21 protein-coding genes are annotated in these 20,898 nt (G+C 64.7%); 8 read left to right on the top strand and 13 right to left on the bottom strand.

What is annotated here, in order from left to right:
* Positions 1-167: 167 nt before the first annotated feature.
* Entirely contained in the window at positions 168-581 is a 414-nt protein-coding gene (locus HALKA_RS0104270) for a hypothetical protein (protein WP_018256819.1), read from the bottom strand.
* 490 nt (positions 582-1,071) lie between these two features.
* Here HALKA_RS0104270 and HALKA_RS0104275 point away from each other — a divergent pair, with 490 nt between their 5' ends.
* A complete protein-coding gene (locus HALKA_RS0104275; protein WP_018256820.1) occupies positions 1,072-1,392 on the top strand; it encodes a cupin domain-containing protein in 321 nt (106 codons plus the stop codon).
* A gap of 1,211 nt (positions 1,393-2,603) precedes the next feature.
* Here the strand turns inward: HALKA_RS0104275 and thsA are convergent.
* The 4 genes from thsA to eif1A all read right to left on the bottom strand — a co-directional run bounded on the left by thsA (position 2,604) and on the right by eif1A (position 6,348).
* Positions 2,604-4,280, bottom strand: coding sequence for a thermosome subunit alpha (gene thsA / locus HALKA_RS0104290; RefSeq protein ID WP_026190146.1), 1,677 nt, complete (start codon positions 4,278-4,280; stop codon positions 2,604-2,606).
* A 210-nt stretch (positions 4,281-4,490) separates the two neighbouring features.
* Positions 4,491-5,039: a 16S rRNA 3'-interacting factor aDim2p gene (locus HALKA_RS0104295; protein ID WP_018256824.1), complete on the bottom strand. Its 549-nt coding sequence runs from the start codon at positions 5,037-5,039 to the stop codon at positions 4,491-4,493.
* 55 nt (positions 5,040-5,094) lie between these two features.
* Positions 5,095-6,015, bottom strand: a complete 921-nt coding sequence (rio1, locus tag HALKA_RS0104300; protein WP_015761680.1) for a serine/threonine-protein kinase Rio1 — start codon at positions 6,013-6,015, stop codon at positions 5,095-5,097.
* Positions 6,016-6,060: 45 nt separating this feature from the next.
* Positions 6,061-6,348: a translation initiation factor eIF-1A gene (gene eif1A, locus HALKA_RS0104305; protein ID WP_015761681.1), complete on the bottom strand. Its 288-nt coding sequence runs from the start codon at positions 6,346-6,348 to the stop codon at positions 6,061-6,063.
* Positions 6,349-6,455: 107 nt separating this feature from the next.
* Between eif1A and HALKA_RS0104310 the strand changes: the two genes are divergently transcribed.
* On the top strand, positions 6,456-6,866 hold the full coding sequence (locus HALKA_RS0104310; protein ID WP_018256825.1) for an SCP2 sterol-binding domain-containing protein: 411 nt from the start codon (positions 6,456-6,458) through the stop codon (positions 6,864-6,866).
* A gap of 573 nt (positions 6,867-7,439) precedes the next feature.
* Here the strand turns inward: HALKA_RS0104310 and HALKA_RS0104320 are convergent.
* Complete coding sequence (locus tag HALKA_RS0104320; protein ID WP_245545322.1) at positions 7,440-8,183, bottom strand: hypothetical protein; 744 nt, start codon at positions 8,181-8,183, stop codon at positions 7,440-7,442.
* A 357-nt stretch (positions 8,184-8,540) separates the two neighbouring features.
* Here HALKA_RS0104320 and HALKA_RS0104325 point away from each other — a divergent pair, with 357 nt between their 5' ends.
* Complete coding sequence (locus HALKA_RS0104325) at positions 8,541-8,741, top strand: DUF7470 family protein (protein WP_018256828.1); 201 nt, start codon at positions 8,541-8,543, stop codon at positions 8,739-8,741.
* Here HALKA_RS0104325 and HALKA_RS0104330 read toward each other — a convergent pair.
* The 3 genes from HALKA_RS0104330 to lrp form a co-directional block, all read right to left on the bottom strand.
* On the bottom strand, positions 8,738-10,714 hold the full coding sequence (locus HALKA_RS0104330; RefSeq protein WP_018256829.1) for a DUF460 domain-containing protein: 1,977 nt from the start codon (positions 10,712-10,714) through the stop codon (positions 8,738-8,740). The genes HALKA_RS0104325 and HALKA_RS0104330 overlap by 4 nt on opposite strands.
* A 95-nt stretch (positions 10,715-10,809) precedes the next feature.
* Positions 10,810-12,366: an MATE family efflux transporter gene (locus tag HALKA_RS0104335; RefSeq protein WP_018256830.1), complete on the bottom strand. Its 1,557-nt coding sequence runs from the start codon at positions 12,364-12,366 to the stop codon at positions 10,810-10,812.
* A gap of 150 nt (positions 12,367-12,516) precedes the next feature.
* Positions 12,517-12,975 (bottom strand): HTH-type transcriptional regulator Lrp, encoded by a 459-nt coding sequence (lrp, locus tag HALKA_RS0104340; RefSeq protein ID WP_015761687.1) that lies wholly within the window; start codon positions 12,973-12,975, stop codon positions 12,517-12,519.
* Positions 12,976-13,101: 126 nt separating this feature from the next.
* Here lrp and glnA point away from each other — a divergent pair, with 126 nt between their 5' ends.
* The gene (gene glnA / locus HALKA_RS0104345; protein ID WP_018256831.1) at positions 13,102-14,454 is read left to right on the top strand and encodes a type I glutamate--ammonia ligase; all 1,353 of its coding nucleotides are present in this window, start codon (positions 13,102-13,104) and stop codon (positions 14,452-14,454) included.
* Positions 14,455-14,508: 54 nt separating this feature from the next.
* Here glnA and HALKA_RS0104350 read toward each other — a convergent pair whose 3' ends face one another.
* On the bottom strand, positions 14,509-15,408 hold the full coding sequence (locus tag HALKA_RS0104350) for a phosphatase PAP2 family protein (protein ID WP_018256832.1): 900 nt from the start codon (positions 15,406-15,408) through the stop codon (positions 14,509-14,511).
* Between the two features lie 2 nt (positions 15,409-15,410).
* Positions 15,411-15,986, bottom strand: coding sequence for a hypothetical protein (locus tag HALKA_RS0104355; protein ID WP_018256833.1), 576 nt, complete (start codon positions 15,984-15,986; stop codon positions 15,411-15,413).
* Between the two features lie 27 nt (positions 15,987-16,013).
* Between HALKA_RS0104355 and HALKA_RS0104360 the strand changes: the two genes are divergently transcribed.
* Positions 16,014-16,409, top strand: coding sequence for a hypothetical protein (locus HALKA_RS0104360; protein WP_018256834.1), 396 nt, complete (start codon positions 16,014-16,016; stop codon positions 16,407-16,409).
* Here the strand turns inward: HALKA_RS0104360 and HALKA_RS0104365 are convergent.
* The gene (locus HALKA_RS0104365) at positions 16,406-17,515 is read right to left on the bottom strand and encodes a tRNA (guanine(26)-N(2))-dimethyltransferase (protein ID WP_018256835.1); all 1,110 of its coding nucleotides are present in this window, start codon (positions 17,513-17,515) and stop codon (positions 16,406-16,408) included. The two genes, HALKA_RS0104360 and HALKA_RS0104365, sit on opposite strands and share 4 nt — an antisense overlap.
* Positions 17,516-17,602: 87 nt before the next feature.
* Between HALKA_RS0104365 and HALKA_RS0104370 the strand changes: the two genes are divergently transcribed.
* The 3 genes from HALKA_RS0104370 to HALKA_RS19055 all read left to right on the top strand — a co-directional run bounded on the left by HALKA_RS0104370 (position 17,603) and on the right by HALKA_RS19055 (position 20,231).
* Positions 17,603-17,950 (top strand): hypothetical protein, encoded by a 348-nt coding sequence (locus tag HALKA_RS0104370; protein ID WP_018256836.1) that lies wholly within the window; start codon positions 17,603-17,605, stop codon positions 17,948-17,950.
* A gap of 59 nt (positions 17,951-18,009) precedes the next feature.
* The gene (locus tag HALKA_RS0104375) at positions 18,010-19,803 is read left to right on the top strand and encodes a sensor histidine kinase (RefSeq protein WP_018256837.1); all 1,794 of its coding nucleotides are present in this window, start codon (positions 18,010-18,012) and stop codon (positions 19,801-19,803) included.
* Positions 19,804-19,910: 107 nt separating this feature from the next.
* Positions 19,911-20,231, top strand: a complete 321-nt coding sequence (locus HALKA_RS19055; protein ID WP_044956480.1) for a DUF7344 domain-containing protein — start codon at positions 19,911-19,913, stop codon at positions 20,229-20,231.
* On the opposite strand, the gene HALKA_RS19060 is transcribed toward HALKA_RS19055, so the two are convergent.
* Positions 20,228-20,752: a helix-turn-helix domain-containing protein gene (locus HALKA_RS19060; RefSeq protein ID WP_018256839.1), complete on the bottom strand. Its 525-nt coding sequence runs from the start codon at positions 20,750-20,752 to the stop codon at positions 20,228-20,230. The genes HALKA_RS19055 and HALKA_RS19060 overlap by 4 nt on opposite strands.
* Positions 20,753-20,898 lie beyond the last annotated feature (146 nt).

The following is a 20,898-nucleotide window of genomic DNA, read 5'->3' on the forward strand; positions in this document are numbered from 1 at the left end:
TGTGACCGAAATTACTAGACAATCCTAATCAAAACTATCTCGATTGCTATTGAGAAATACGTTCACACAGCGTCGGGAGAACCCCGGACTTTCGACAGAGTCCGAGGGCGGACCGCCTCGTCGCGGCTGTGAGACGGGCGGTTCAGCTGTCGGGCCGGTTCAGAGAGTCACCGACGGTCGGCGATGCCTTCGCGGATCTCACTGGCGCGCTTGCGGACCCGCGAGACGTAGCGTTCGGCCCGTTCGGGCTTGTGGCCGTAGAAGGAAGCGACCCACTGGGCGTCGACGCCCGGCATCGTCACGAAGTACGCCGCCAGCGTGTCCCGGCCGGCCTGGACGATCTCCGGCGGGATACCCCGACCGCCGGTCCCGGCCTCCGCGAAGCCGTTGACGTCGAAGTACACGTCGGCGTACAGCAGTGCGCTCTCCTCGTCGTCGAAGCGCTTGCCGACGTGGTCGGGCGCTTCGAACAGATACCGTGGCTCGTCGCAATCCTTCGTGCGGAGTTCGACGACCGAAACGTCCAGCGGATACGAGGCACAGACTCGTTCGCTCTCCTGTCGTTCCTGTGACTGGGACATGCCCGATCGCTCGGACGGGGACCACATCAACGTGTGTAAGAGTGGTACGGAGCGGTCCCACGGCCTCCTGTGTAAACAGTTCTCACAGATATCGACGGGTCAGAGACCGGCGACAGCACCGGGTAGTGTTCAGATAAGAGATCGGTGCAGGCAGTCTGAAGCACCAAAAACCCTCGGCACGCTCCGGGGTTCTGTGGCAGATATCCTCACTCTGTTCGGATAGTGCCGCCGCAGAACCCCGGACCGCGCCTCGCCCTTTCATCCGCCAGGATTCGGCTGCCTCACAGTCTGAACCCTGGCGGATGAAAGGGCGAGTACAGTTGCGGGAACCCCGACGATGCAAGCACGCGAAGCGCGCGCAGCGAGTCGCGGGACCGCAACTGTACGAGGGCTTTCGGTGTCTCCAACTCACAAAATGCAGCGGCTTATCTGAACACGATCCAGCACCGCGGGTCAAATCCTTTGAGGGTGGCAGCCGACGTATCGAGTGATGTCCCACACGCTGGTCAACTACGAGGACGTGGAACCGCGCGCCGAGAGCATGCACTTCCTGCGGGACGCGCTGGAGACCGATCAGCTCGGTCTGACGGTGCTGGACTGCGAGCCCGGCTGGAGCGGCATGGAACACGACCACGCCGACGAGGACCACGAGGAGGTGTACTTCCTCGCTGAGGGCACGGCGACGGTCACTGTCGACGGCGAGGCCGTCGAGATGGAAGCCGGCGACGCGCTCCGAGTGTCGCCCGACGCCACACGCAGTATCGAGAACGGCGACACCGAGAGCACGTTTGTGCTCGTGGGTGCGCCGTAGCGCGGTCGCTGGCGGGTTGTAGCGAAAGAAGCGCGGTCGAACTGCGGTGCGGGCGAAAGCGGATGAAGTATGTGGAGTGAATGAGCAACGACTGCAACCGCGACCCTCGCGGGCCACCAGGTTTCCTGTTCGTTGGTCCAGAGATCACTCTTCAGTTGCTCTCCCATATCGTGGCGCACAGACTACCGTGGAGCTCCTTCCTAAGCGAAAATGGAAAATAGGTTTGGGATCTAGATAACAAAGCGAACGGCAATCCAATCATAAACTCTGAGCCTCGTCCTTGCCAACTGCAAAAATAATACACCCATAGAACTCCAAGTAATAAAATTAAATCTGCTACAAAACTATAAGCAACTAAGTGTCTATGGAAATGTAGGTTAGAATGGTTTAGTATAAATACAATAGTGGAAGTTGTCCGAATAGTATTGGAGATTATAAAATAGATCTAACAAGTAATAGCAACAAATGAAGATAAACAGAAATTGGAAGACTATCGCGATAGATCCGAGAAGATCGCTCGTCCCAGCAATCATCGTCCTCATTACCGGCGGCTTTTTATCGTTCGCCACACACACGAATACCATCTCTATTCCTAGCTCATTACGAATACTAAATATAACCTCTACTCTGGTGTGCCCGATTATCGTCGGCACTCTCTCCTACACTTATTTCCGAACCGAGGTGTCGCTGTGGGAGATCCCAGTCGTATTCTTCTGGGGTTTGATCAGTAGCATGATTATTTTGTTCGTTTTGTTCTTGGTGACACTCGATTCAACGGTGTCCTCAACTGCGTCGCCTGGCAGTGTCGGTGTCTCCCGAGGGCTTTGGTATCTCAAACGTTTCGCACTTGATTCCGCTACGTACTCGCTATTATACGGATTCGCGGCAACGCGTCATCGTATCCTCCGCATCCTACTGATTCTCTTCACACCAATTCTATACGGGACTGTATATGTCGTCCCCTTGGTTATGTAATAATCCTCTACCGGGATCGATCGTCCGACAGTACTTGCAGTAACACGCATCCCATAGCGCGGCAGGTGTCTGTGTTCTCGTCGGCGCTGTCTGCACGCTGTCGGCTGGACGGGCGTTCGAGTCGAAACGATGGGGGCAACCGCTATTCGATCGAAAACGGAGAGAAACCGCGTTTTGCGGACGATCCGGGCGTCAGAGTACGGCCCTTGGGGTGGTGTGTTGTTCTAGACCGAACTTCACATCATGCCGCCCATGCCGCCGCCCATGCCGCCCATGCCGCCGCCCATGCCGCCGGGCGCGCCGCCGGGGCCGCCGGGTGCGTCGTCCTCGTCGTCGTCGCTGCCGCCACCCTTGAGGTCGCCGGCAGCGATCACGTCGTCGATGCGCAGGATCATCACGGCCGCCTCGGTGGCGGACTCGATGGCCTGGGTCTTGACGCGGAGCGGCTCGACGACGCCGTCCTCGGTCATGTCGACGACCTCGCCCGTGTAGGCGTCGAGACCGGCGGTGTTGTCGCCGCCGTCGTGCTTGCTGCGCAGGTCGACCAGCGAGTCGATCGGGTCGAGACCCGCGTTCTCGGCGAGGGTGCGCGGGACGACATCGATGGCGTCGGCGAAGGCCTCGACGGCCAGCTGCTCGCGGCCACCGACGGAGTCGGCGTGGTCGCGCAGACCGAGTGCGAGCTGTGTCTCGGGGGCACCGCCGCCGGGCAGGACCTTGCCGTCCTCCAGCGTGGCGGCGACGACGCCGAGCGAATCCTCGATGGCGCGCTCGACCTCGTCGGCGACGTGTTCGGTGCCACCGCGAAGGATCATCGTGACGGACTTGGCCTCGTCGACGTCCTCGACGAAGATGCGCTCGTCGCCGGCAACGTCCTTCTGGGCGACCGAGCCGGCGAAGCCGAGGTCGTCCTCGGTCACGTCGGCGATGTTCGAGACGATGCGAGCGCCGGTCGAGCGCGAGAGGGCCTTGATGGTGGACTTCTTCGCACGGCGGACGGCGAGGATGCCCTCCTGTGCGAGGTAGTGCTGGGCCATGTCGTCGATGCCCTTCTGGGCCACGACGACGTCGGCACCGGCCGCTTTGAGGTCATCGACCATCTCCTTGAGCTGTTCCTCTTCCTGGTCGAGGAACTGCTGGAGCTGGTCCGGGTCAGTGACGTTGACTTCGGTGTCGAGTTCGGTCTCGGGGACCTCGATCGCGGTGTCGAGCAGCGCGATGTCGGCGTCCTCGACGGCGTAGGGCATGTTGTCGTGGACGCGCTCCTTGTCGATGATGACGCCCTCGACGAGCTCGGACTCGTCGGTGGAGCCACCGACGACGACTTCGAGCTGGATATTGTCGGTGTCGACCTCGCCGCCGTCGGCGACGGACTGTGCGGCGCGAACGACGAGATCGGCGAGGACGTCCTTGGAGGACTCCGCGCCCTTGCCGGTCATCGCCGTCGCGGCGACCTTCTCGAGCATCTCGGTGTCCTCGGGGCCGACCTCGATGGCCTGCTCTTCGAGGATCTCCTTTGCCTTCTCGGCGGCCTGGCGGTACCCCTGTGCCAGGATGGAGGCGTGGATGTCCTGGTCGATGAGGTCCTCGGCTTCCGAGAGGAGTTCGCCGGAGATGACGACCGCGGTCGTCGTGCCGTCGCCGACCTCGTCTTCCTGGGTCTGGGCGACTTCGACGATCATGTTGGCCGCGGGGTGCTCGATGTCCATCTCGTCGAGGATGGTGACACCGTCGTTGGTGACGACGACGCCGCCGGAGTCGTCGACGAGCATCTTGTCCATGCCCTTCGGGCCGAGTGTTGTCCGTACGGCCTCCGCGACGGCCTGTGCGGCTGTGATGTTCATCGACTGTGCGTCCTTTCCGGAGGTTCGCTGGGAGTCCTCTCCCAGCACGATCATGGGCTGACCCTGCATCTGGCGCTGACTCATACGTCCGATTGATTGAATGTGCTTCTATATAAAGATTGTGGACCCGGAAGCCAGACCGCCGGAGAGACAGCCCAGCCCGCATTTGACAAGAGTTGTCACAGTGGTTTTAAATACGATATCGGGAGCGGCCACGAGCGCGCCTCGTGACGGCGCTGTGGCTGGGCTCAGTCGAGACCGACGGAAGCGGCGCGGGGGTCACCCGTGGAACTGGTGGTAGTTCAGTCCCTTCTGTTTCATCTCGTTGTGCTTGCGTTCGAGGAACGAGTAGACCGAGCCGTGGGGCGCGCCGTCGAGCAGCATCTCGGCGGCCTCACGGACGGCGTCGACCTGTTCCGGGCCACCGATGATCCCCAGCGTCGAGCCGTAGATCACGACAGACGCGCCGGTGAGTTCCGCCATGAGCTCCCGGGTCCGACCGCCCTCGCCGATGAGGCGTCCCTTCTGTCGAGTGAAGTCGTTCTGGTTGCGGGAGGCGGCGTCGATGTCGACCACGTCGAACATCATCATCTCGTCGTCTAGCAACGCGAGCGCGTCCTCCGGGTTGAAGCCACGGCCGATCGCCTTCACGATGTCGGGGCCTTTCAGTCCCGTGATCGGGTCGCCGACGGACTCGACACCCACCGAGCCGGATTCGGAGTCGATATCGAGGCGAACTTCGGCTCGGTCCTCGATCTCGCGCATGGTCTCACCTCCTTCGCCGATGAGTACGCCGATGCGGTCCTGCGGAATCTTCACGTGTTGCATAATATGTTGCGAGCTACTGTATCCGGACAGTTAAGCGTTCGTCTGTGGCCGTCAGCTACCCGTCGGCCGCCTCGTCGGCCCGCGTGACCGTTGCGAGCAGGTCCTCGGCGGTCACGTCCACGCCCTGTCGTGCGAAGAAGTTCGCGACGTTCTCACAGTCCCGTTCGAGGTAGTCCCGCGCGTTGCCGTGGTGGACCGTCACCGCCTGGCCCAGGTCGATGACGACGAGCTGGCCCTCGTGGAACACGATGTTGTACTCCGAGAGATCGCCGTGGACGAGTCCCGCGTCGTAGAGGCGGCGCATGTACTCCCTGACGACCTCGAAGGCCGTCTCGGGGTTCTCGATGTGGACTTCGTTGAGCCGCTTGGCACGGCCGTCCTCGGTCGCGATGTACTCCATGACGAGGACGTTGCGCTGGACGGCGATCGGATTCGGCACGCGCACGCCCGCTTTCTGGGCCCGCTGGAGGTTGGCGAACTCCTTGCGAACCCACGCCGTCACGACTTTCTTCTTGTCCGAGCCGATTCCCTCGAACCGTGGGTCACCGTCGAGATACCCCCGCATGTCGCGGAAGTCCGAGGCGTTGATCCGGTAGACCTTGACCGCGACCTCCTCGTCCCGTGGCTCCCCGTCGCCGCCCGACTGTCCCGAGGCGCTACGGGCCTCGCTGTCGCCGGCCAGTGCGGTGTAGACGTTCGCCTCCTTGCCCGTCGAGATGGGACCGCCGAAGGCGTCGATGTGTCCGTCCTGGACCAGTTTGTACAGCGCGCCGTACGTGGCGTCGTCGAACACCGACGCCGTCACTTTGAACTGCTCGGTGTTCTTGATCCGCTTGCGAAACTCGCTGAACTCGCGGTCGCGCGTCCGCGCGATCTCGTCTGCCTCGGTGTCAGAAACGTCGATCGACTCCCACTCGTCACCGACGCCGTCGGCCTCCTCGGTGTCGACGAGCCCGAAGTCGCCGTCGTCGCTCATCGGTCGCCCCCGAACGGTGGCGGCGTCATGTGTGCGTGGCCATCGTTACTCCTGGATGTGGCCCTCTTCTTTGAGCTGGTCGGCCTCCTGCTTGTCGTAGCGCCAGGTGATGTCGGCCTTCTCGTCTTGCCAGTCCCACGGTTCGACGAGGACAACGTCGTCTTCGCGGATCCAGATGCGCTTTTGCATCTTCCCGGGGATGCGAGCGGTGCGTTCGACGCCGTCCATACAGCGTACTTTCACGCGGTTGGCTCCGAGCATGTTCGTGACGATGGCGAACACCTCGTCGTCTTCGGGCATCCGGAGGTTCTTGCGGCCTTCGTTGTCGCTCATACGCCACCTTTTGATGGCGAACGGTTTAAGGCTTGTACGGTTTTGACCGAATCGACTCGTCCAGCGAGTGGCAACGCCCAAGTTCCCCTTGGGCCTACGACCGGGCGATGAGTACGACGCTGCCCGAGGAAGCCGACGAGTGGGTCGCCGAGTGGCACGGTGCGCTGGCCGACCGGCCGGCCTTCGCCGAGGCGGCCGCCGACTTCGCCGCGACCTTCCGCTTCGAGATCACGCCGGACGACGCGTACGACGGCGATCCGATCGTCGTCCGACTGGTCGTCGACGACGGGGCGTGTCCCGTCGCCGAACTCGCGACGGAGTTCGACTACGACTTCGCGCTCCGTGGTCCCTACGAGGCCTGGAAGGCGATGTTGCGGGGCGAACTCGACGCGGCCGAGGCCGTCGTGGACGGCCCCTTCACCGTCGAGGGGAACACGATCGAGTTGCTCCAGCATCAAGAGGCCGTCGCGGAGCTCGTGCGGGCCGCTCGTGACGTGGACACGACGTTCGCGCACTGAGAGTCGTCGTTCCGCTCGCTCGATCGGCTATGTTCAAATAAGTGGCCACAGGACAGGCGTACAGGCAGGGGAACACTCGCTTTGCTCATCTCTCGACACTGCTTCGCCGACCGCGATAGCTTGTTGGACTACCACAACGACGACGACAGCACTACGAACACATCCTGGCTGTTATCACAGATACTGATATATCCCCCAGAATAATAGAGCGACTCCCACGAAAAAGAACGCTGCCGTTGGAATGTCGTACGTGATTATATCTAGCAACCGCAAAACACCGTACGCGAGTAAGAGTACACCAGAAACAAAGACAGAGATCGTCACCAGGCTAGTCTTTTTATCGGAATTTTGAGTCATTAATTAGTGTTTTTCAGCAGATCTACATAAAGGTCCCGCTTTATTCTCCATCCCGTGCACGGAAAGCCCAATTCTATTCGAAGGTGGATGCTGTAAGTTGGGCAGCGATACCCTCTGTAGCGTTGCTGGAACAGTTCGGAATGAAACAGTCCGTCTGTCGACTTCACGAACGACAGGGTGAATACGACCCACTCTCTGCGCCTTCGCGTGTAAAGGTTACTCTGACTGTGAGTGGACCGTCGGCGTTGCTGTAATAGGTGCAGCAATGACAGCAGGGGTGATCCGCGACTTCACAACGACTCCGCAACCGTTATTCTGCAAATTAATAGTTCCAATATATATTGCAACTATCCCGCCAAGAGCGACGGTAAGCGGGTTGGACATCGAGCCAATCACACCTGCACTTTTCAGGGTTGCAGCAACGACTGCTGCCGAACCACTCCCGATCGACCCGAGAGCATTGAGATCGTCGATAGTGGAATCACTCATATACAGTTCGACATCCTTTCGAATTCCGCCCCACTTCGTGTCGACGTTCGAGTCGTCTTTGTTACATCCCAGAGCTGTGATCTCCGATTTCTCACCCAGATCTGCCGACTCAAGAGAGGATGTAGAGGGGCTCTCGACGGAGTCTACCGCTTTAGCTATTTCCGACGGCTCAGAATGGACCTCAAAATCACCTCCTTGATCTGCCGAGTCGGCTGTGAGAGTTTCCTGTTCGCTTGTCGTGAAGGTTATGTGTCCTGCTTCGATCGCCAAATTAAAGCTCTTGACAACCTGTGTGAACTGTTCGTGTAGCTCACGCCCGATATCTTCGGGCTCGGCGTCGAGTACAACTTTCCCATCTTCGATCACGATCCAGTCGATTGCGGGATCTTCTGTGGTAGTCGATGTGGACTCTGCTCCCCCAAGACCGCTGCTAACTATTCCGCCAAGCGTTGAACCGGTGAGAGCCATCATAGCCCGCCGATTGAGATATCTTTTTGACATCACTTCAGTTTAAAATCAATAGATTAAAATAGTTTTTGGTTTTTACTTTTTGAGATATGATTACAGAACAGATATAGGAGTGAAGTAGCCTCTCATACGGTTTATTGTAGTTGCTTACCGGTGATCGTCTACTCCGTGGCGACGATCACCGGTAAATCGCTACAATAATCCGTATCAGTGGTCCGCCAGTATCCCGCTCTGGTCAGTTGCAGACACAGAAAGAAACCGGACACTCCTCTCCGAAAACGGGTTCGAGTCAGATCGAAGAGACGCAGCTGTCGCCGCGGACCACAGCCCTTTACCCCCCGCCGGCGGACCACACGGAGTATGTTCGACAAACTCGGGATCGCCGGTCTCCTCGGCGTGGTCGTCATGCTCGGTGGCATCGCGCTGGTCGCGTGGCAAGCACCCATCGTCGCCGCGGGCATCGCCTTCGTCGTCGCCGGTCTCGGACTGATCGTCTACGGGATGGTCACGAACCTGCTGAGCGCCTTCGGTCTCGGCGGCGGGATGGGCGGGATGCCCTAGCTCTCCGGTCGGTCCGCGCGGTGCTCGCTGATGATCTGGTCGACCATCTCCGCGTTTTGCTCCCGTTTCCGCTCCTCGGCGCGCTCCTCCCAGTCCTCGATCGCGGCCTCGACCTCGTGGTCGCGCGCCACCGCGAGTTCGTCGACCTCCTGGACGGTCACCATCTCCGCGGGCGCGACGGGAATCCCGTGGTCGAAGAGGATCTCGTCGGCCACGTCTGAAAGGCCGCCGTTTCGCAGGACGAGCCGCGGGTTCACGTCCGCGAGGCGCTGGGCGGTCGAGCGGCCCGCGCCCGAGGCGTCCCGCAGCAGGAGCACGTCGTCCTCGACGAGGCCGACCGCCTCGTCGGCGCTCTCGATGGCACCGGATGTGAACTGTTCGATCACTTTCACCGACACCAGCCCTTCCTGTTTCTCCGACACGTCCGCGAAGTTCGAGTGATCGAGCTTCCACAGCCCCTTGAGCCGTTCGAGCTTCGATTCGAGGGCCGCGCGGTCCTCGCGTTCGGTTTCGAGCTCGCGTTCGAGGCGCTCGTTTTCCCGCTGGAGGCGCGTGACCTCGCGGTCCTTGCGCACCTCGCGGCGTTCCTCGCTGCGGGCCTGTGAGAGTTCCCGCTCTTTCTCCGCGAGCCGGTCGTCTTTCTGCTGGATCGTCGCCTCCAGATCGTCGACGTGGCCCTCCAGGCGCTCGACGCGGGCCCGCAGCCGTTTGATCTCTTTCTCCTCCTCGGTGAGTTCGCGGGGCGTGTGTTCGGTCTGTTCGTCGCCGTCGTCACCGTCGTCGGCCAGCTCGTCGAGGACGCTCTCGACGGACTCCTCGCCAGCGACGACACGGGCGGTCACCTCGCCCACGTCCTCGCGGGGCGGGACCTTCTCGGCGATGCGCTCGAACTGGTCGGCGTGGTCGTCGTAGGCCCCCAGCGCCGCCGCCATCGCGTCGCGCTCGTGGTCGTTGTCGTACCCCTCCTCGCGAGTGCGGTGTTGTTTCACGTCGATCGCGAGGTCGCTGTCGGGTGTCCACCCCGCGGCGCTGAACGAGCGGCGCAGCTTCTCGACGGTCTCCGGCATCGGCGTCACGTCGGCCGCGACGACGATGGGCCGGCCCCGCTCGACGATCCACTCGGTGACGCCCGCGGCGTCGACGGTCCGCGAGGAGTACACGTCAAGCACCTCGCCGTCGAGCCCCACGACCGCGACGGCCGTCGTCGTCCCGGGATCGACGCCGACGACGACGTGGTCTCGCCGCTTGGCCAGCGGCCGGAACTCGATCCCGTCGCGGCGCTCGCGCTCGATCTCGACGCGCACGTCGCCCGAGCGCATCCGCGAGACGGGGATGTCCTGGGGCCGGGTAGAGACCGTAAAGAGCGCCTGCGAGAAGCCGCCGTACTTCTCGGTGACCTCGCGCTCGTAGTCGAGGCCGGCGTCGTCCAGCTCCGACTCGACCGCGCGAGCGCGCTGCTTGACCGAGCCGTGGATCCGGCGGGTGTAGCGGTCCTCGGACCAGCCGCCACCGCCGCCCGTCGAGCGACCGCGGGCGACCTTCACCTCGGTCGTGTCGGTGAAGGCCGACACCTCCTGCCCGACGTTGGCCGCGGCGAGCCGTGCGGCCGCTTCCGCCTCTTTCATCGGCTCCTTGCCGTAGGGGACTCCGTGACGAGAGGCCACCCGAGAGAGGGGTTCGGGCTGCTCGGCACCGGTCACCTGGACGAGCTTGGTCTCGTCGGGGAGGCTGCCGAGGAAGTGGACGAGTGCGTCCTTGTCCGCCGCGAGTTCGTACATGTTGTCCGTCGCGACGATCGACGGCTCCACGTCGTCGATCAGCCGCCGGAGCTTGCGCAGGCTCACCACGTCGCGCTCGATCTCTTCGCCGTCGAACACGACCAGCGCGTAGGAGGGTGCGTCCCCGCGCACGTCGCCGCTCTGGACGTCGACACCGAAGACAACCGCGTCGAGCGCCCCGGTACGCGTGTTCACGGGCGTGCGTTAGTGACCTGTGACTATAATCCCCACGCCGGCCGGGAGCATCATGGACCGCCGCCCGCACGATCACGGAACGGGGCCAGTGGCCGTCAGTCGTCGGCGACGGCGGCGGTGGGCTCGTCGGTGAGGTCGGCCTCGCGCCAGGTGCCCCGCGAGAACCACGCCCACGCGAGGACGGCGGCCAGCACGTTCGAGACGGCGAAGCCGAGCCAGATCCCGCGAGAGCCGAGCGAGTACGCGAAGGCGTCGGCCACCGGCGTCCCCGCGAGGATGTCGGTCGCGAGCGTGCCGACTCCGGGCACCGAAAGCGAAACGGTCGAAACGTCGACGACGCGGGACGCGACCCACGACACCGGCAGGCGGATGAACCCGAGCATCAGGATCGCCAGCGCGGCGGCGGTGAGCGTCTTGCCCGAGCCACGGAAGCCGCCGGAGTAGGCCCGAACGACGCCGATGAATCCGAAGGTCGGGGCGACCCAGCGGAGGAACTCCGCCCCGATGCGGACGACCTCCTGGTCGGGGCTGAACACGTTGACGATCGTCGGCGCGGTGAAGAAGACGACGACGCCGACCGCGGCGAGGATGAGGAAGGAGGCCTTCGCTGCGAAGTGGTTGGCGGTGTTGGCCCGGTCGGGCTTGTCCGCGCCGATGTTCTGGCCGGTCATCGTCTCGACGCCGCGGTCGACGGCGATGGCGGGCATGAAGATCAGCGAGAAGATCCGGGTGCCGACGCCGAAGGCGGCGACGACCGGCGTCGAGAACGTCCCGACGACGATCAGCATGAGGTTGACCGAGATCGATCGGCCGGTCCCCTCGATGGAGGCGGGGACGCCGATGCGCAACAGCTTGCGGACGTAGGCGGGGTCGGGGACCATCTCGCTGGGGGAGATCTTGACGCCGCGGGCCCCCGAGAGCATGATGGCGAGGCCGACGGCCATCGCGACCCCACGCGAGAAGATCGTCGCGATCGCCGCGCCCTGCACGCCCAGTTCCGGGAAGGCGATCGTCCCGACCACCGGTGCCGACTCGACCAGCGTCCACCCGAAGATGAGGAAGGGGTCGAGGACGACGTTCAGGACGACCGTCCCGAACATCACGAGCATCGGCGTCACGGTGTCGCCAGCGCCCCGCATCAGCGAGATGAACACGAGGAAGCCAAAGAGGAAAGCCAGTCCCAGCGCCATCACCTGCAGGTACGCCGTCGCGCCGGGCAGCACCGACTCCGAGGCCCCGACGAACCGCAGGAAGTCCTCGACGAAGAAGTAGCCGGTGACGCCGAAGAAGACCGACGCCAGCACGGCGAAGGTCACGGTCTGGGAAGCGGCGTACTGGGCCTTCTCGGGTTCGCCCGCGCCGGTGTACTGGGCCACGAGGACGCTGCCGGCCACGGAGATCCCCATGGCCAGCGAGATGAGGAAAAAGACCATCGGGAAGGCGAAGGAGATCGCCGCCAGCGCCTCGGTGCTGTACTGGCCGAGCCAGAAGGTATCGGCGAGGTTGTACGCGACCTGCAGGAGGTTCGTGATGATGATCGGCAGGGAGAGGAAAAAGAGCGGCGTCCCGATCGAGCCGCTGGTCAGCTCCAGCTCTTCCGGGCCCCGAAAGACCACGGAGAAGGCGCGTCGCAGTTCGTCGAGTAGCGTCACTCCCCGATCACCTCTCGTCTGGGTCGCGTCGCGGACCGCGATGGAGGGGCCGGCGGCTGGGCGGAAACGCTCATTACCAGTGTTAACTGACTATTCAGTCAAGAAGGTTTGGATATCGATTTCCCGGGAGGCCACGAGGGCGACGGTCGATTACTCTTCGAGTTCGAGGTCGAACTGCTCGTGTTCGCTGGCGGCGTTGAGCACGACGCTGGTGTTGGACTCCTTGATCTCGGGGTCGGTCAGCAGCTCCTTGATCTGGGCGTTCATGCCGTCGGTGTCGGAGAACTTCCCGACCGCGATGATGTCGTAGTCGCCGGTGACCTCGTAGACCGAGATCATCTGTTTGTGCTCGCGCAGCGACTCCGTGACCTCCGGCAGCGAGGAGCCCTCGACCTTGAGCTGGACGATGGCGGTCACGTCGTAGCCCAGTTCGTCGTAGTCGACTTTCGGCGTGTACCCCTGAATGATCCCCTGTTCTTCAAGATCGGAGAGGTGGTTGGAGACGGTGGTGACCGAGACGTCGAGGTCCTCGGCGAGGCTCCGCAGGCTGGCTCGTCCGTCGCCCAGAAGTTCATTCACTAGCTTCCGGTCCAAATTTTCGTACGTCATTACATCGTGGAACGATCCCCAGGGATTAGAATTTTACGAATATACAATTCCACTCCGTAGGCCCGGAAGCTTTGCGCAAAGCAGCAGGATTTTAGTGATAGCAGTGTTCCTCTCGGGTGTCCAAAAATGACAAGCGAACTCTCGGCAGACACACAAGACGTACTGGAAGAGATCGAAGAGAAGAACGTCGACTTCCTTCGCCTGCAGTTTACAGACATTCTGGGGACGATCAAGAACGTCTCCGTGCCGGCCGACCAGGCAGAGAAGGCCTTCACCGAGGGGATCTACTTCGACGGTTCCTCGATCAACGGCTTCGTCCGCATCCAGGAGTCGGACATGCGCCTGGACCCGGACCCGGAGACGTTCTCCGTGCTCCCGTGGCGCAACGACGGCGAGAGCGCCGCCGCGCGCCTCATCTGTGACGTCATCGACACCTCGACGGGCGAGCCCTTCGCCGGCGACCCGCGTGGCGTCCTCAAGCGCGCCATCCAGCGCGCCGAGGAGATGGGCTACACCGTCAACGCCGCCCCCGAACCGGAGTTCTTCCTGTTCGAGGAAGACGAGGACGGTCGCGCCACGACCGACACCAACGACGCCGGTGGCTACTTCGACCTCGCGCCGAAGGACCTCGCACAGGACGTGCGCCGTGACATCATCTTCGGCCTCGAAGAGATGGGCTTCGACATCGAGGCGTCCCACCACGAGGTCGCCCAGGGCCAGCACGAGATCAACTTCACCTACGACGATGCCCTGTCGACGGCCGACAACGTCGCGACGTTCCGCGCGGTCGTCCGCGCTATCGCCGCCGAGCACGACCTGCACGCGACCTTCATGCCCAAGCCGATCCCGAAGATCAACGGCTCGGGCATGCACACGCACATGTCGCTGTTCACCGAGGACGGCGAGAACGCGTTCCACGACGAGGACGACGAGTTCGACCTCTCCGACACGGCAAAGAGCTACCTCGCGGGCATCCTCGAACACGCCCCCGCCATCGCGGCGGTCTCGAACCCGACCGTGAACTCCTACAAGCGCCTGGTCCCGGGCTACGAGGCCCCCGTCTACGTCGCCTGGTCGGACCGCAACCGCTCGGCGCTGATCCGCAAGCCTGCGGCCCGCGTCCCGGCCGCGAGCCGTATCGAGGCTCGCTTCCCCGACCCGTCGTGTAACCCGTACCTCGCCTTCGCGGCGCTCATCCACGCCGGCCTGGACGGCATCGAGAACGATCTCGACTGCGACGACCCCGTCCGCGAGAACATCTACGAGTTCGACGAGGCAAAGCGCGAGGAGTACGGCATCACCACGCTGCCGTCGAACCTCGGCGAGGCCATCGACGCCCTCGAAGCCGACGAGGTCATCCAGGACGCCCTGGGCGAGCACGTCTACGAGAACTTCGTCGAGGCCAAGACTCAGGAGTACGACGAGTTCCGCGTCGACGTCTCCGACTGGGAGCTCGACCGCTACCTCGAGAAGTTCTGAGGCCACGGAACCCAGTCGTCTCGCCGTCAGGGACGGGACAGCGACGACCGCCGACTACGCGCTCTTTTTTGTGAGGCCGTGACCCGCAAGCGGTGCCGCCACGGTGACGACGCCGCCGACCAGTCCGCCCGCCAGCGCGAGCGGGACCGACGGGGCCAGCAGGCCGATCGCCGCGAGCGCCGGCCCCGCGACCGCGAATCCGAGGAGCGTGGCGAGGACACCGCCGCGGCGGGTGTCCGAAAGCGCCAGGAGGCGATCGCCAGTGACCAGCCACGCCGCCGTCCCGCCGACACACAGTCCGACGGTGGCGACCAGTTCCGGGTGGGGACCCACGACCGGGAGACCGACCACCGCCACTGCCGTCGCGAGGCCGAAGGCCCGCCGTGGCGTCCCCAGGATGCCCACCGCGACGACGAGATACGCGAGGCCCAGCCCCGCCCCGGCGAGCACGTCGACGAGGTAGTGGACCCCGAGCGCGAGCCGAGAGAGAGAGACGAGCGCGACGAGACCGGCGGCGAGCGCGACGCGTCGCCGGAGGGGACCGGCGCGGACGGCCCACGCGAGCCCGCCGAAGACGACTGTCGTCCCCAGCGCGTGGCCGCTGGGGAAGCCGAAGCCGTCGCCGGTCGCGAGCCACGCGTACACCCCCTCCAGAGCCGCCGGAACGAGAGCGGCCTGCGGGGCCACGCCCGCGTCCGGCGGCCGGGCCAGGCCGAACAGCGGCTTGAGCGTCGTGAGCAACGCGACGGTCCCGAGCAGGAGCGCCACGACCGTCGCCGCCCGCTCGCGGTCGACGCCCGCGCCGATCCGGGGCGTGGACCGACCGAGCCAGTAGAGCAGCCCCACGACGACTGTGAGAAACCAGAGGTCGCCGAGCTGCGTGATCAGGGCGAAGGGAACGACCACGGGACCGAGGGCCTCGCCGAGCCACTCGGTGACGCCGATCGCGCGCACGGTCAGCCCCGCAGTCGGTCGAGCAGGCGTCGCGGGATGCCCGCAGCACCGATGCCCAGCCCGGCGACGATCATCGCGACGTAGAGCCCGAGCGTCGAGAGCCAGATGACGACCATCGCCAGCACGGCCCACAGCCCCTGGTCCTGGAGGTAGTAGAACGCGCCGAGCGTCATGGCGGTGCCGTACAGCAAGACGAGGTACGGCCCCCAGCCGCGGGCGTGGCCCCGCCGGAGTTCGCGGCGAACGTACCGGCGGAGGTCGTCTTTGATCTCGTCGCGATGGAGCGTCCGGTCCTCGACATCTTCGCGGAACGACTCCAGTTCGGCGCGCAGTTCGTCGAGTTCTTCCTGTGTCGGATTGTCCCGCCGCGCGGGCTCGTCGGGCGGGGGCGTCTCGCCGCCGCTGCCAGCCGCCTGGCGCTCGCTCGACGGCGTGCTGTCGGCGTCGTCCCCGTCACCCGCGTCCGGTGGGGGCGTCTCCCCGTCCTCGGCTGTCATCGTTGGACCGATGTGGGCGGCGGCCTGTTGTAGCTGCCGGTCCAGATCCTCGCAGCCGCCGGCCCGGGAGGCGGAACCCATATTGTGGGGGCCCTCCTTCGGCCGGACATGCAACGCGTGTTCGACGAGCGAGCGATGGAGGCGACCGCGCTCTTGCTCGTCGCCAGCGTGCTCCTGATCGGAGCCAGCCTCGCCGGAATCGGCGGTGGCGTCCCGCTCGTGGCGGTGCTGGCGCTGATCGCCGTCACGCTCGCCGCGGGCAGAGAGCGCCTCCCCCGTCCCGGTCGGCGACTCGGGCAGGACCTCGACCGCTACGTTCGGAACCTCTGGGTCGCGCCGGCACTGGCAGCGGCCGCGAGCGCGTTCGTCTTCGGGGCGACGCCCGCGGAGATCCAGACGGTCGGCGGCCTGCTCGGGTTCGTCGGCATGGTCAACTACTTCCTCCGGCCGGTGTACCACGCCGGCTACTCCCTCGCCGGGCGGCTCGTCGAGACGCTCGCCTAGGACGAGTCGACCGTCGCGTCCCTGATCTCGGTCACGTCGGCGGCGGTCTTGAACGTCGTGCCGCCGTAGTGAGTACGCGAGGCCTCGTGTCCGGCCGCCCGCAACGCGTCGAGAAAGTCGTCCATCGCGGGCGCGCCGACGCCCCAGCGCTTGCACAGGCGGTGCTGGTCGTAGTGGGTCGGAGTCGGGAGTTCCGCGCCCAGCGTCGCCAGCAGCTCGGCCGCCCGGTCGGCCGTCCCCATGTCCTCGGTGAGGTGCTTCGTCACGGCCGCGGCGAAGTCGGGCTCGCAGGTCCCGCCCAGCCAGAGCGGGCCGGCAGTCTGGAGGTGCTGGCCGCAGTTCGGACAGGCGTCGGGCGCGTCGGCGTGGAGCCCCGCCTCGTGGCTCCGGTAGAGACACTGTTGGCAGTGATAGACGTGGCCGAGTTCGTCGACGGCGGCGTTGGCCACGGTCGCGCCGTGGTCCAGTTCGAGGTACGTCCGGGCGTAGTGCTTGGTCGCGTGGCTGAGGATCGGACGAGCGGCCACGTCGTAGCGGGCGGCGGTCCGGACCATCGCACCGAGCAGGATCCGCATCCCCATCTCGGCGTGGTACTCGGTGTTGCGCGGGATCGCGCTGTAGCTGCGGACGCCGCTCTCGAAGTGTGCGCCACATAGCGGCGCGGTGTCGGTCGCGGTCACGCAGACGAGGTCGCGGGTCCCCTGAAAGGCCGCGTCGGCGAAGGGGATCGGCGTCCCGAAGGGGTCGATGTCGACCACGTCCCAGGGGTCGCTGTGCATCGCCACGTTGGCGTCCTCGTGGCGGACGGTACCCGAGAGATCGTTGCGTTCGAGGTTCCGTTCACAGAGGGCGACCGCGTCGGGATCGACATCGCACAGCGTCGCCTCCCAGCCGTCGGCGGCGGCCCGGACGCCGCGGACGCCACTGGCCGCCGTCGCGTCGAGGTAGCGCTCGGCGCGGGGCTCTCGCTCGCGGACGGCCCGCAGCGTGGCGATCGTCAGGTCGCGGTTCAGCTCCTGAACGGGGTTGAAAAAGACGTTCTCGCCCTTGCCGGCGTCGGCCTGCTCCGGTACCTCGACGGTGACCTGCCCCTCTGTGACGCGCATACCGCTACTGGAGGGCGGGGAGCGAAAAGCGCCACGCATCGCGCGCTCACCGACGGTGTTTTCACCCGTCTCACGCAAGTGGGGCCAATGAGCGCGGTCGAGGAGTGGGTGTCGATGCTCGAAGCCGCGGGAGCGTTGACCCCCGACGCCGTCGACCGCATCGTCTCGGTCCACGGCGACCGCGGCCAGCAGGCCATCGAAGCCGTCGGCGAGCGGCGCGTCAAGGAGTACCGAGACTTCACGGTCGTGGTGGGCCACGACGACGAGTACGTCGTCGAAGACGGCGGCTGTACCTGCGCCGACAGCGAGTACAACCTCGACGCCACGGATCCCGACGAACTGTGCTGGCACGCCATCGCGGTCCGGATCGCCCGGGCCATCGACGCCACCGACGACCACGACATGTGGTACTCCGACGTGCGCGATTTCCTCTGATACGGACGGCCGTCGGACGACCAGCACCGGTAAGTGGCTCGCTACCCACCGGTCAGTAGATGATCGCCGGCAGCTGGATCGTCGTCGCGTCGCTGGCCTCGGGTGCCGGAACGCTGTTGCTGATCGGGCTGCTCTGGCGCTACCGCGAGAAGCCGGGCGCGACGTGGTTCCTGCTGTCACTGGCCTGTCAGGCGCTGTGGAGCGTGAGCTACGCCGTCTCGCTGCTGGTGTTCGACGAGACGATCCGGCTGGCCCTGGAGGTGCTCGGCTGGGCGCTGCTGGCCGGAATCGCGGTGTACTTTCTCGCGTTCGCGCTGGCCTACACCGGGCGCGACCACGTCGTCGAGACGCCGTGGTATCGGGCGCTGCTGACGCTGCCGGCCGTCGCCGTCGTCCTGCTTGGCACGAACCCGTGGCACGGGCTCGTCTGGGACGACTTCTCCGTCGTGGCGGTGGCGGGACTGGCGGGAACGGCCTACGAGCTGGAGCTGTGGGCAGTGGCGGTGGCCACCGGCGGCGTCCTGATCGCGCTGCTAGGCAGTCTGGTGCTGTTCGACACCGTCGTCAGCTACGGGCGACTGTACCGCCGAGAGGCGATCGCCGTCGGCGTGAGCACGGTCCCGCCGCTGTCGGCGGTCGTCCTCTGGCTCTACGGCGTCGGCCCGGTCCCCGAGCTGAACTTCGCGACGGTGCTTTTCCTGCCCCACATCGCGCTCGACGCCTACGCGTTCGTCCGCAGCGACATGTTCGAGTTCCACCCGGCGACCCGACGGGAGGGCGAGCGTGCCGCCATCGAGGACCTCGGAAACCCCGTCGTCGTCGTCGACGAGCGCGACCGGATCGTGACGCTCAACGCCGCTGCCGAGGCGGTCCTGAGCGTCGACAAGGCGCGGGCACTGACCGAGCCACTGGCCGCGTTCCTGACCGACGAGACGTTTGCGGGCCCCGACACGACCGATCGCGTGACGATCGAAACGGGGAGCCGCCGACGGACCTACAGCCTCGCGACGACCCCGCTGACCGGCAGCGGTGATCGGCTCGGCTCGACGATCGTCCTGCAGGACATCACCGAGGAGATCGAGCGCGAGCAGCGCCTGCAGGTGCTCAACCGCGTCGTCCGGCACAACCTCCGCAACGACATGACGGTCGTGCGCGGGTTCGCCGAGGCCGCGAACGAGGCGACCGACGACGCGGAGGTCTCGGAGCTGCTCGACACCGTCGAGGGGAAGGCCGACGACCTCGTCGATCTTGGCGAGAAAGCGCGCGCCATCGAAGGCATTCTCGGCGCGGATCGACGGGCGACCACCGTCGAGCTATCGTCGCTGCTGGCCGACGCCGTCGACGAGGTGGACGCGGACGTGCCGATCGCCGTCGACGCCCCCGACACGGCCGTAACGATCGACGCCGACACGCTCCGGGTGCTGTGTGTCGCACTCGTGGAGAATGCCGTGGAGCACGGCTCCACGAGCCCCGAGTCCGAAACTCCTCGGGACGCCGTGGAACACGGTCCCACGAGCCCTGATTCGCCTACTCGTCAGGACGCCGTGGAGCACGGCTCCACGAACCAAGACGGTCGGTACCCCGTTGGGACCGACGAGAGAGCGCCCGTCCGAGTGACCGCGACGGCCCGCGACGGCGGCATCGAGATCGCCGTCGCCGACGACGGGCCGGGAATCCCCGACCACGAACTCGACGTGCTGGCAGCCGGCGAGGAGACCGATCTCGAACACGCAACCGGACTGGGGCTGTGGCTCACCTCGTGGGCGACCCGGCGGCTGGGTGGGGATCTCGACTTCGCGGTCGACGACGGCACGACCGCGCGGCTGTGGCTCCCGGTCGAGCCAGAGCGGTAGTACACAGCCCGAAGCACGGATCGTCGATGAGTATCTGGCGGGTATCTCAGTACCAGCCATGGTTGACCAGGGAGTGTACAAAACTGTGTGCCAAATAGAGGAGAGGTATGAACGACGGGGCATATCGAGCACTCGCAGATGATCACCGGCGCAGAGTGTTGACCGCGCTGCTAAACGAGGCGTCGACAGTCGTCTCGGCACACCTCTCGGCCACGGACGAAAGAGAGCACGACGCCCGCATCAAGCTGTACCACCACCATCTCCCGATGCTGGCAGATGGCAGCTACGTCGAGTGGGACCCCGCGAGCGGCACGATCGAGCGCGGTCCGGCGTTCGATCAGATACGACCGCTCGTCGAGTTCCACGAGAGCGTAACCGCCGATAGAGTCAAAAGCAGTCAGGCCGAGAGCCAGGCGAACACGGACTAGTCCTCGATATCCTGGATCAGCAGCGTGTGCTCGGTGAGCGTGATGATCGCCCGCCGGAGACGTTCAGTCGTCGCCTGATCGGAGATGTCTAGTTTTCCGGCCAGTTCTTTCGTCGAGATCCGACGCGGGATAGAGTAGTAGCCCTCATCGACCGCAGTCGACAGCGCCTCTCGCTGTGGATACGAGAGTCCGAAGTACGGCCCACCCTCGGGTTTGGTGGGATTGTAGATCCGCTCGACGATGATCCCGATGTCGGCCTGCTCACAGGCCTCGTTGAACGCCGAGAGCTCGTCGTGAGACGAGAACCGGAGTTCGAACTGCCAGCGATCCGGATGCCCGGTCGCTTCGAGGAGTTGAGCCCTCGTCTCCGCAATGATCGAGAGGAACGCGTCCGCTTCGGTCACCCAGCGAAACGCGTACAGCACGCGGTTCTCGTGGGTCTCGACCTGTCGGAGGTTCTCGACGGTCGGGTGATCTCGCACCGCTTCCTCGAAGGAGTCGTGTTCGTGATCGTGGACCAAAAAAACGGGACCGTCCGCTCGCCCATGGGTACCATCGTTTCGAGTACCACTGACACTGGCTCCTCCATCGTGAGAATCCGCCCCAACTCGAAATCCACCGCCGGAAGGGAGAGGTCGACGATAACACTCATTACTGAGACGACGCG

The sequence above is a fragment of the Halomicrobium katesii DSM 19301 genome, from assembly GCF_000379085.1.
In the GTDB taxonomy this organism is placed as follows: domain Archaea; phylum Halobacteriota; class Halobacteria; order Halobacteriales; family Haloarculaceae; genus Halomicrobium; species Halomicrobium katesii.

Bases quoted from the DNA above. Each gene is read 5' to 3' on its own strand.
- eif1A (WP_015761681.1), bottom strand. From the start codon at position 6,348: ATGAGCGACAACGAAGGCCGCAAGAACCTCCGGATGCCCGAAGACGAC.
- HALKA_RS0104310 (WP_018256825.1), top strand. From the start codon at position 6,456: ATGAGTACGACGCTGCCCGAGGAAGCCGACGAGTGGGTCGCCGAGTGG.
- HALKA_RS0104360 (WP_018256834.1), top strand. From the start codon at position 16,014: ATGCAACGCGTGTTCGACGAGCGAGCGATGGAGGCGACCGCGCTCTTG.
- HALKA_RS0104275 (WP_018256820.1), top strand. From the start codon at position 1,072: ATGTCCCACACGCTGGTCAACTACGAGGACGTGGAACCGCGCGCCGAG.
- glnA (WP_018256831.1), top strand. From the start codon at position 13,102: ATGACAAGCGAACTCTCGGCAGACACACAAGACGTACTGGAAGAGATC.
- HALKA_RS0104375 (WP_018256837.1), top strand. From the start codon at position 18,010: ATGATCGCCGGCAGCTGGATCGTCGTCGCGTCGCTGGCCTCGGGTGCC.
- HALKA_RS0104325 (WP_018256828.1), top strand. From the start codon at position 8,541: ATGTTCGACAAACTCGGGATCGCCGGTCTCCTCGGCGTGGTCGTCATG.
- lrp (WP_015761687.1), bottom strand. From the start codon at position 12,975: ATGACGTACGAAAATTTGGACCGGAAGCTAGTGAATGAACTTCTGGGC.
- HALKA_RS19055 (WP_044956480.1), top strand. From the start codon at position 19,911: ATGAACGACGGGGCATATCGAGCACTCGCAGATGATCACCGGCGCAGA.
- HALKA_RS0104270 (WP_018256819.1), bottom strand. From the start codon at position 581: ATGTCCCAGTCACAGGAACGACAGGAGAGCGAACGAGTCTGTGCCTCG.
- thsA (WP_026190146.1), bottom strand. From the start codon at position 4,280: ATGCAGGGTCAGCCCATGATCGTGCTGGGAGAGGACTCCCAGCGAACC.
- HALKA_RS0104370 (WP_018256836.1), top strand. From the start codon at position 17,603: ATGAGCGCGGTCGAGGAGTGGGTGTCGATGCTCGAAGCCGCGGGAGCG.
- HALKA_RS0104355 (WP_018256833.1), bottom strand. From the start codon at position 15,986: ATGGGTTCCGCCTCCCGGGCCGGCGGCTGCGAGGATCTGGACCGGCAG.
- HALKA_RS0104320 (WP_245545322.1), bottom strand. From the start codon at position 8,183: ATGATGGCTCTCACCGGTTCAACGCTTGGCGGAATAGTTAGCAGCGGT.
- HALKA_RS0104365 (WP_018256835.1), bottom strand. From the start codon at position 17,515: ATGCGCGTCACAGAGGGGCAGGTCACCGTCGAGGTACCGGAGCAGGCC.
- rio1 (WP_015761680.1), bottom strand. From the start codon at position 6,015: ATGAGCGACGACGGCGACTTCGGGCTCGTCGACACCGAGGAGGCCGAC.
- HALKA_RS0104295 (WP_018256824.1), bottom strand. From the start codon at position 5,039: ATGCAACACGTGAAGATTCCGCAGGACCGCATCGGCGTACTCATCGGC.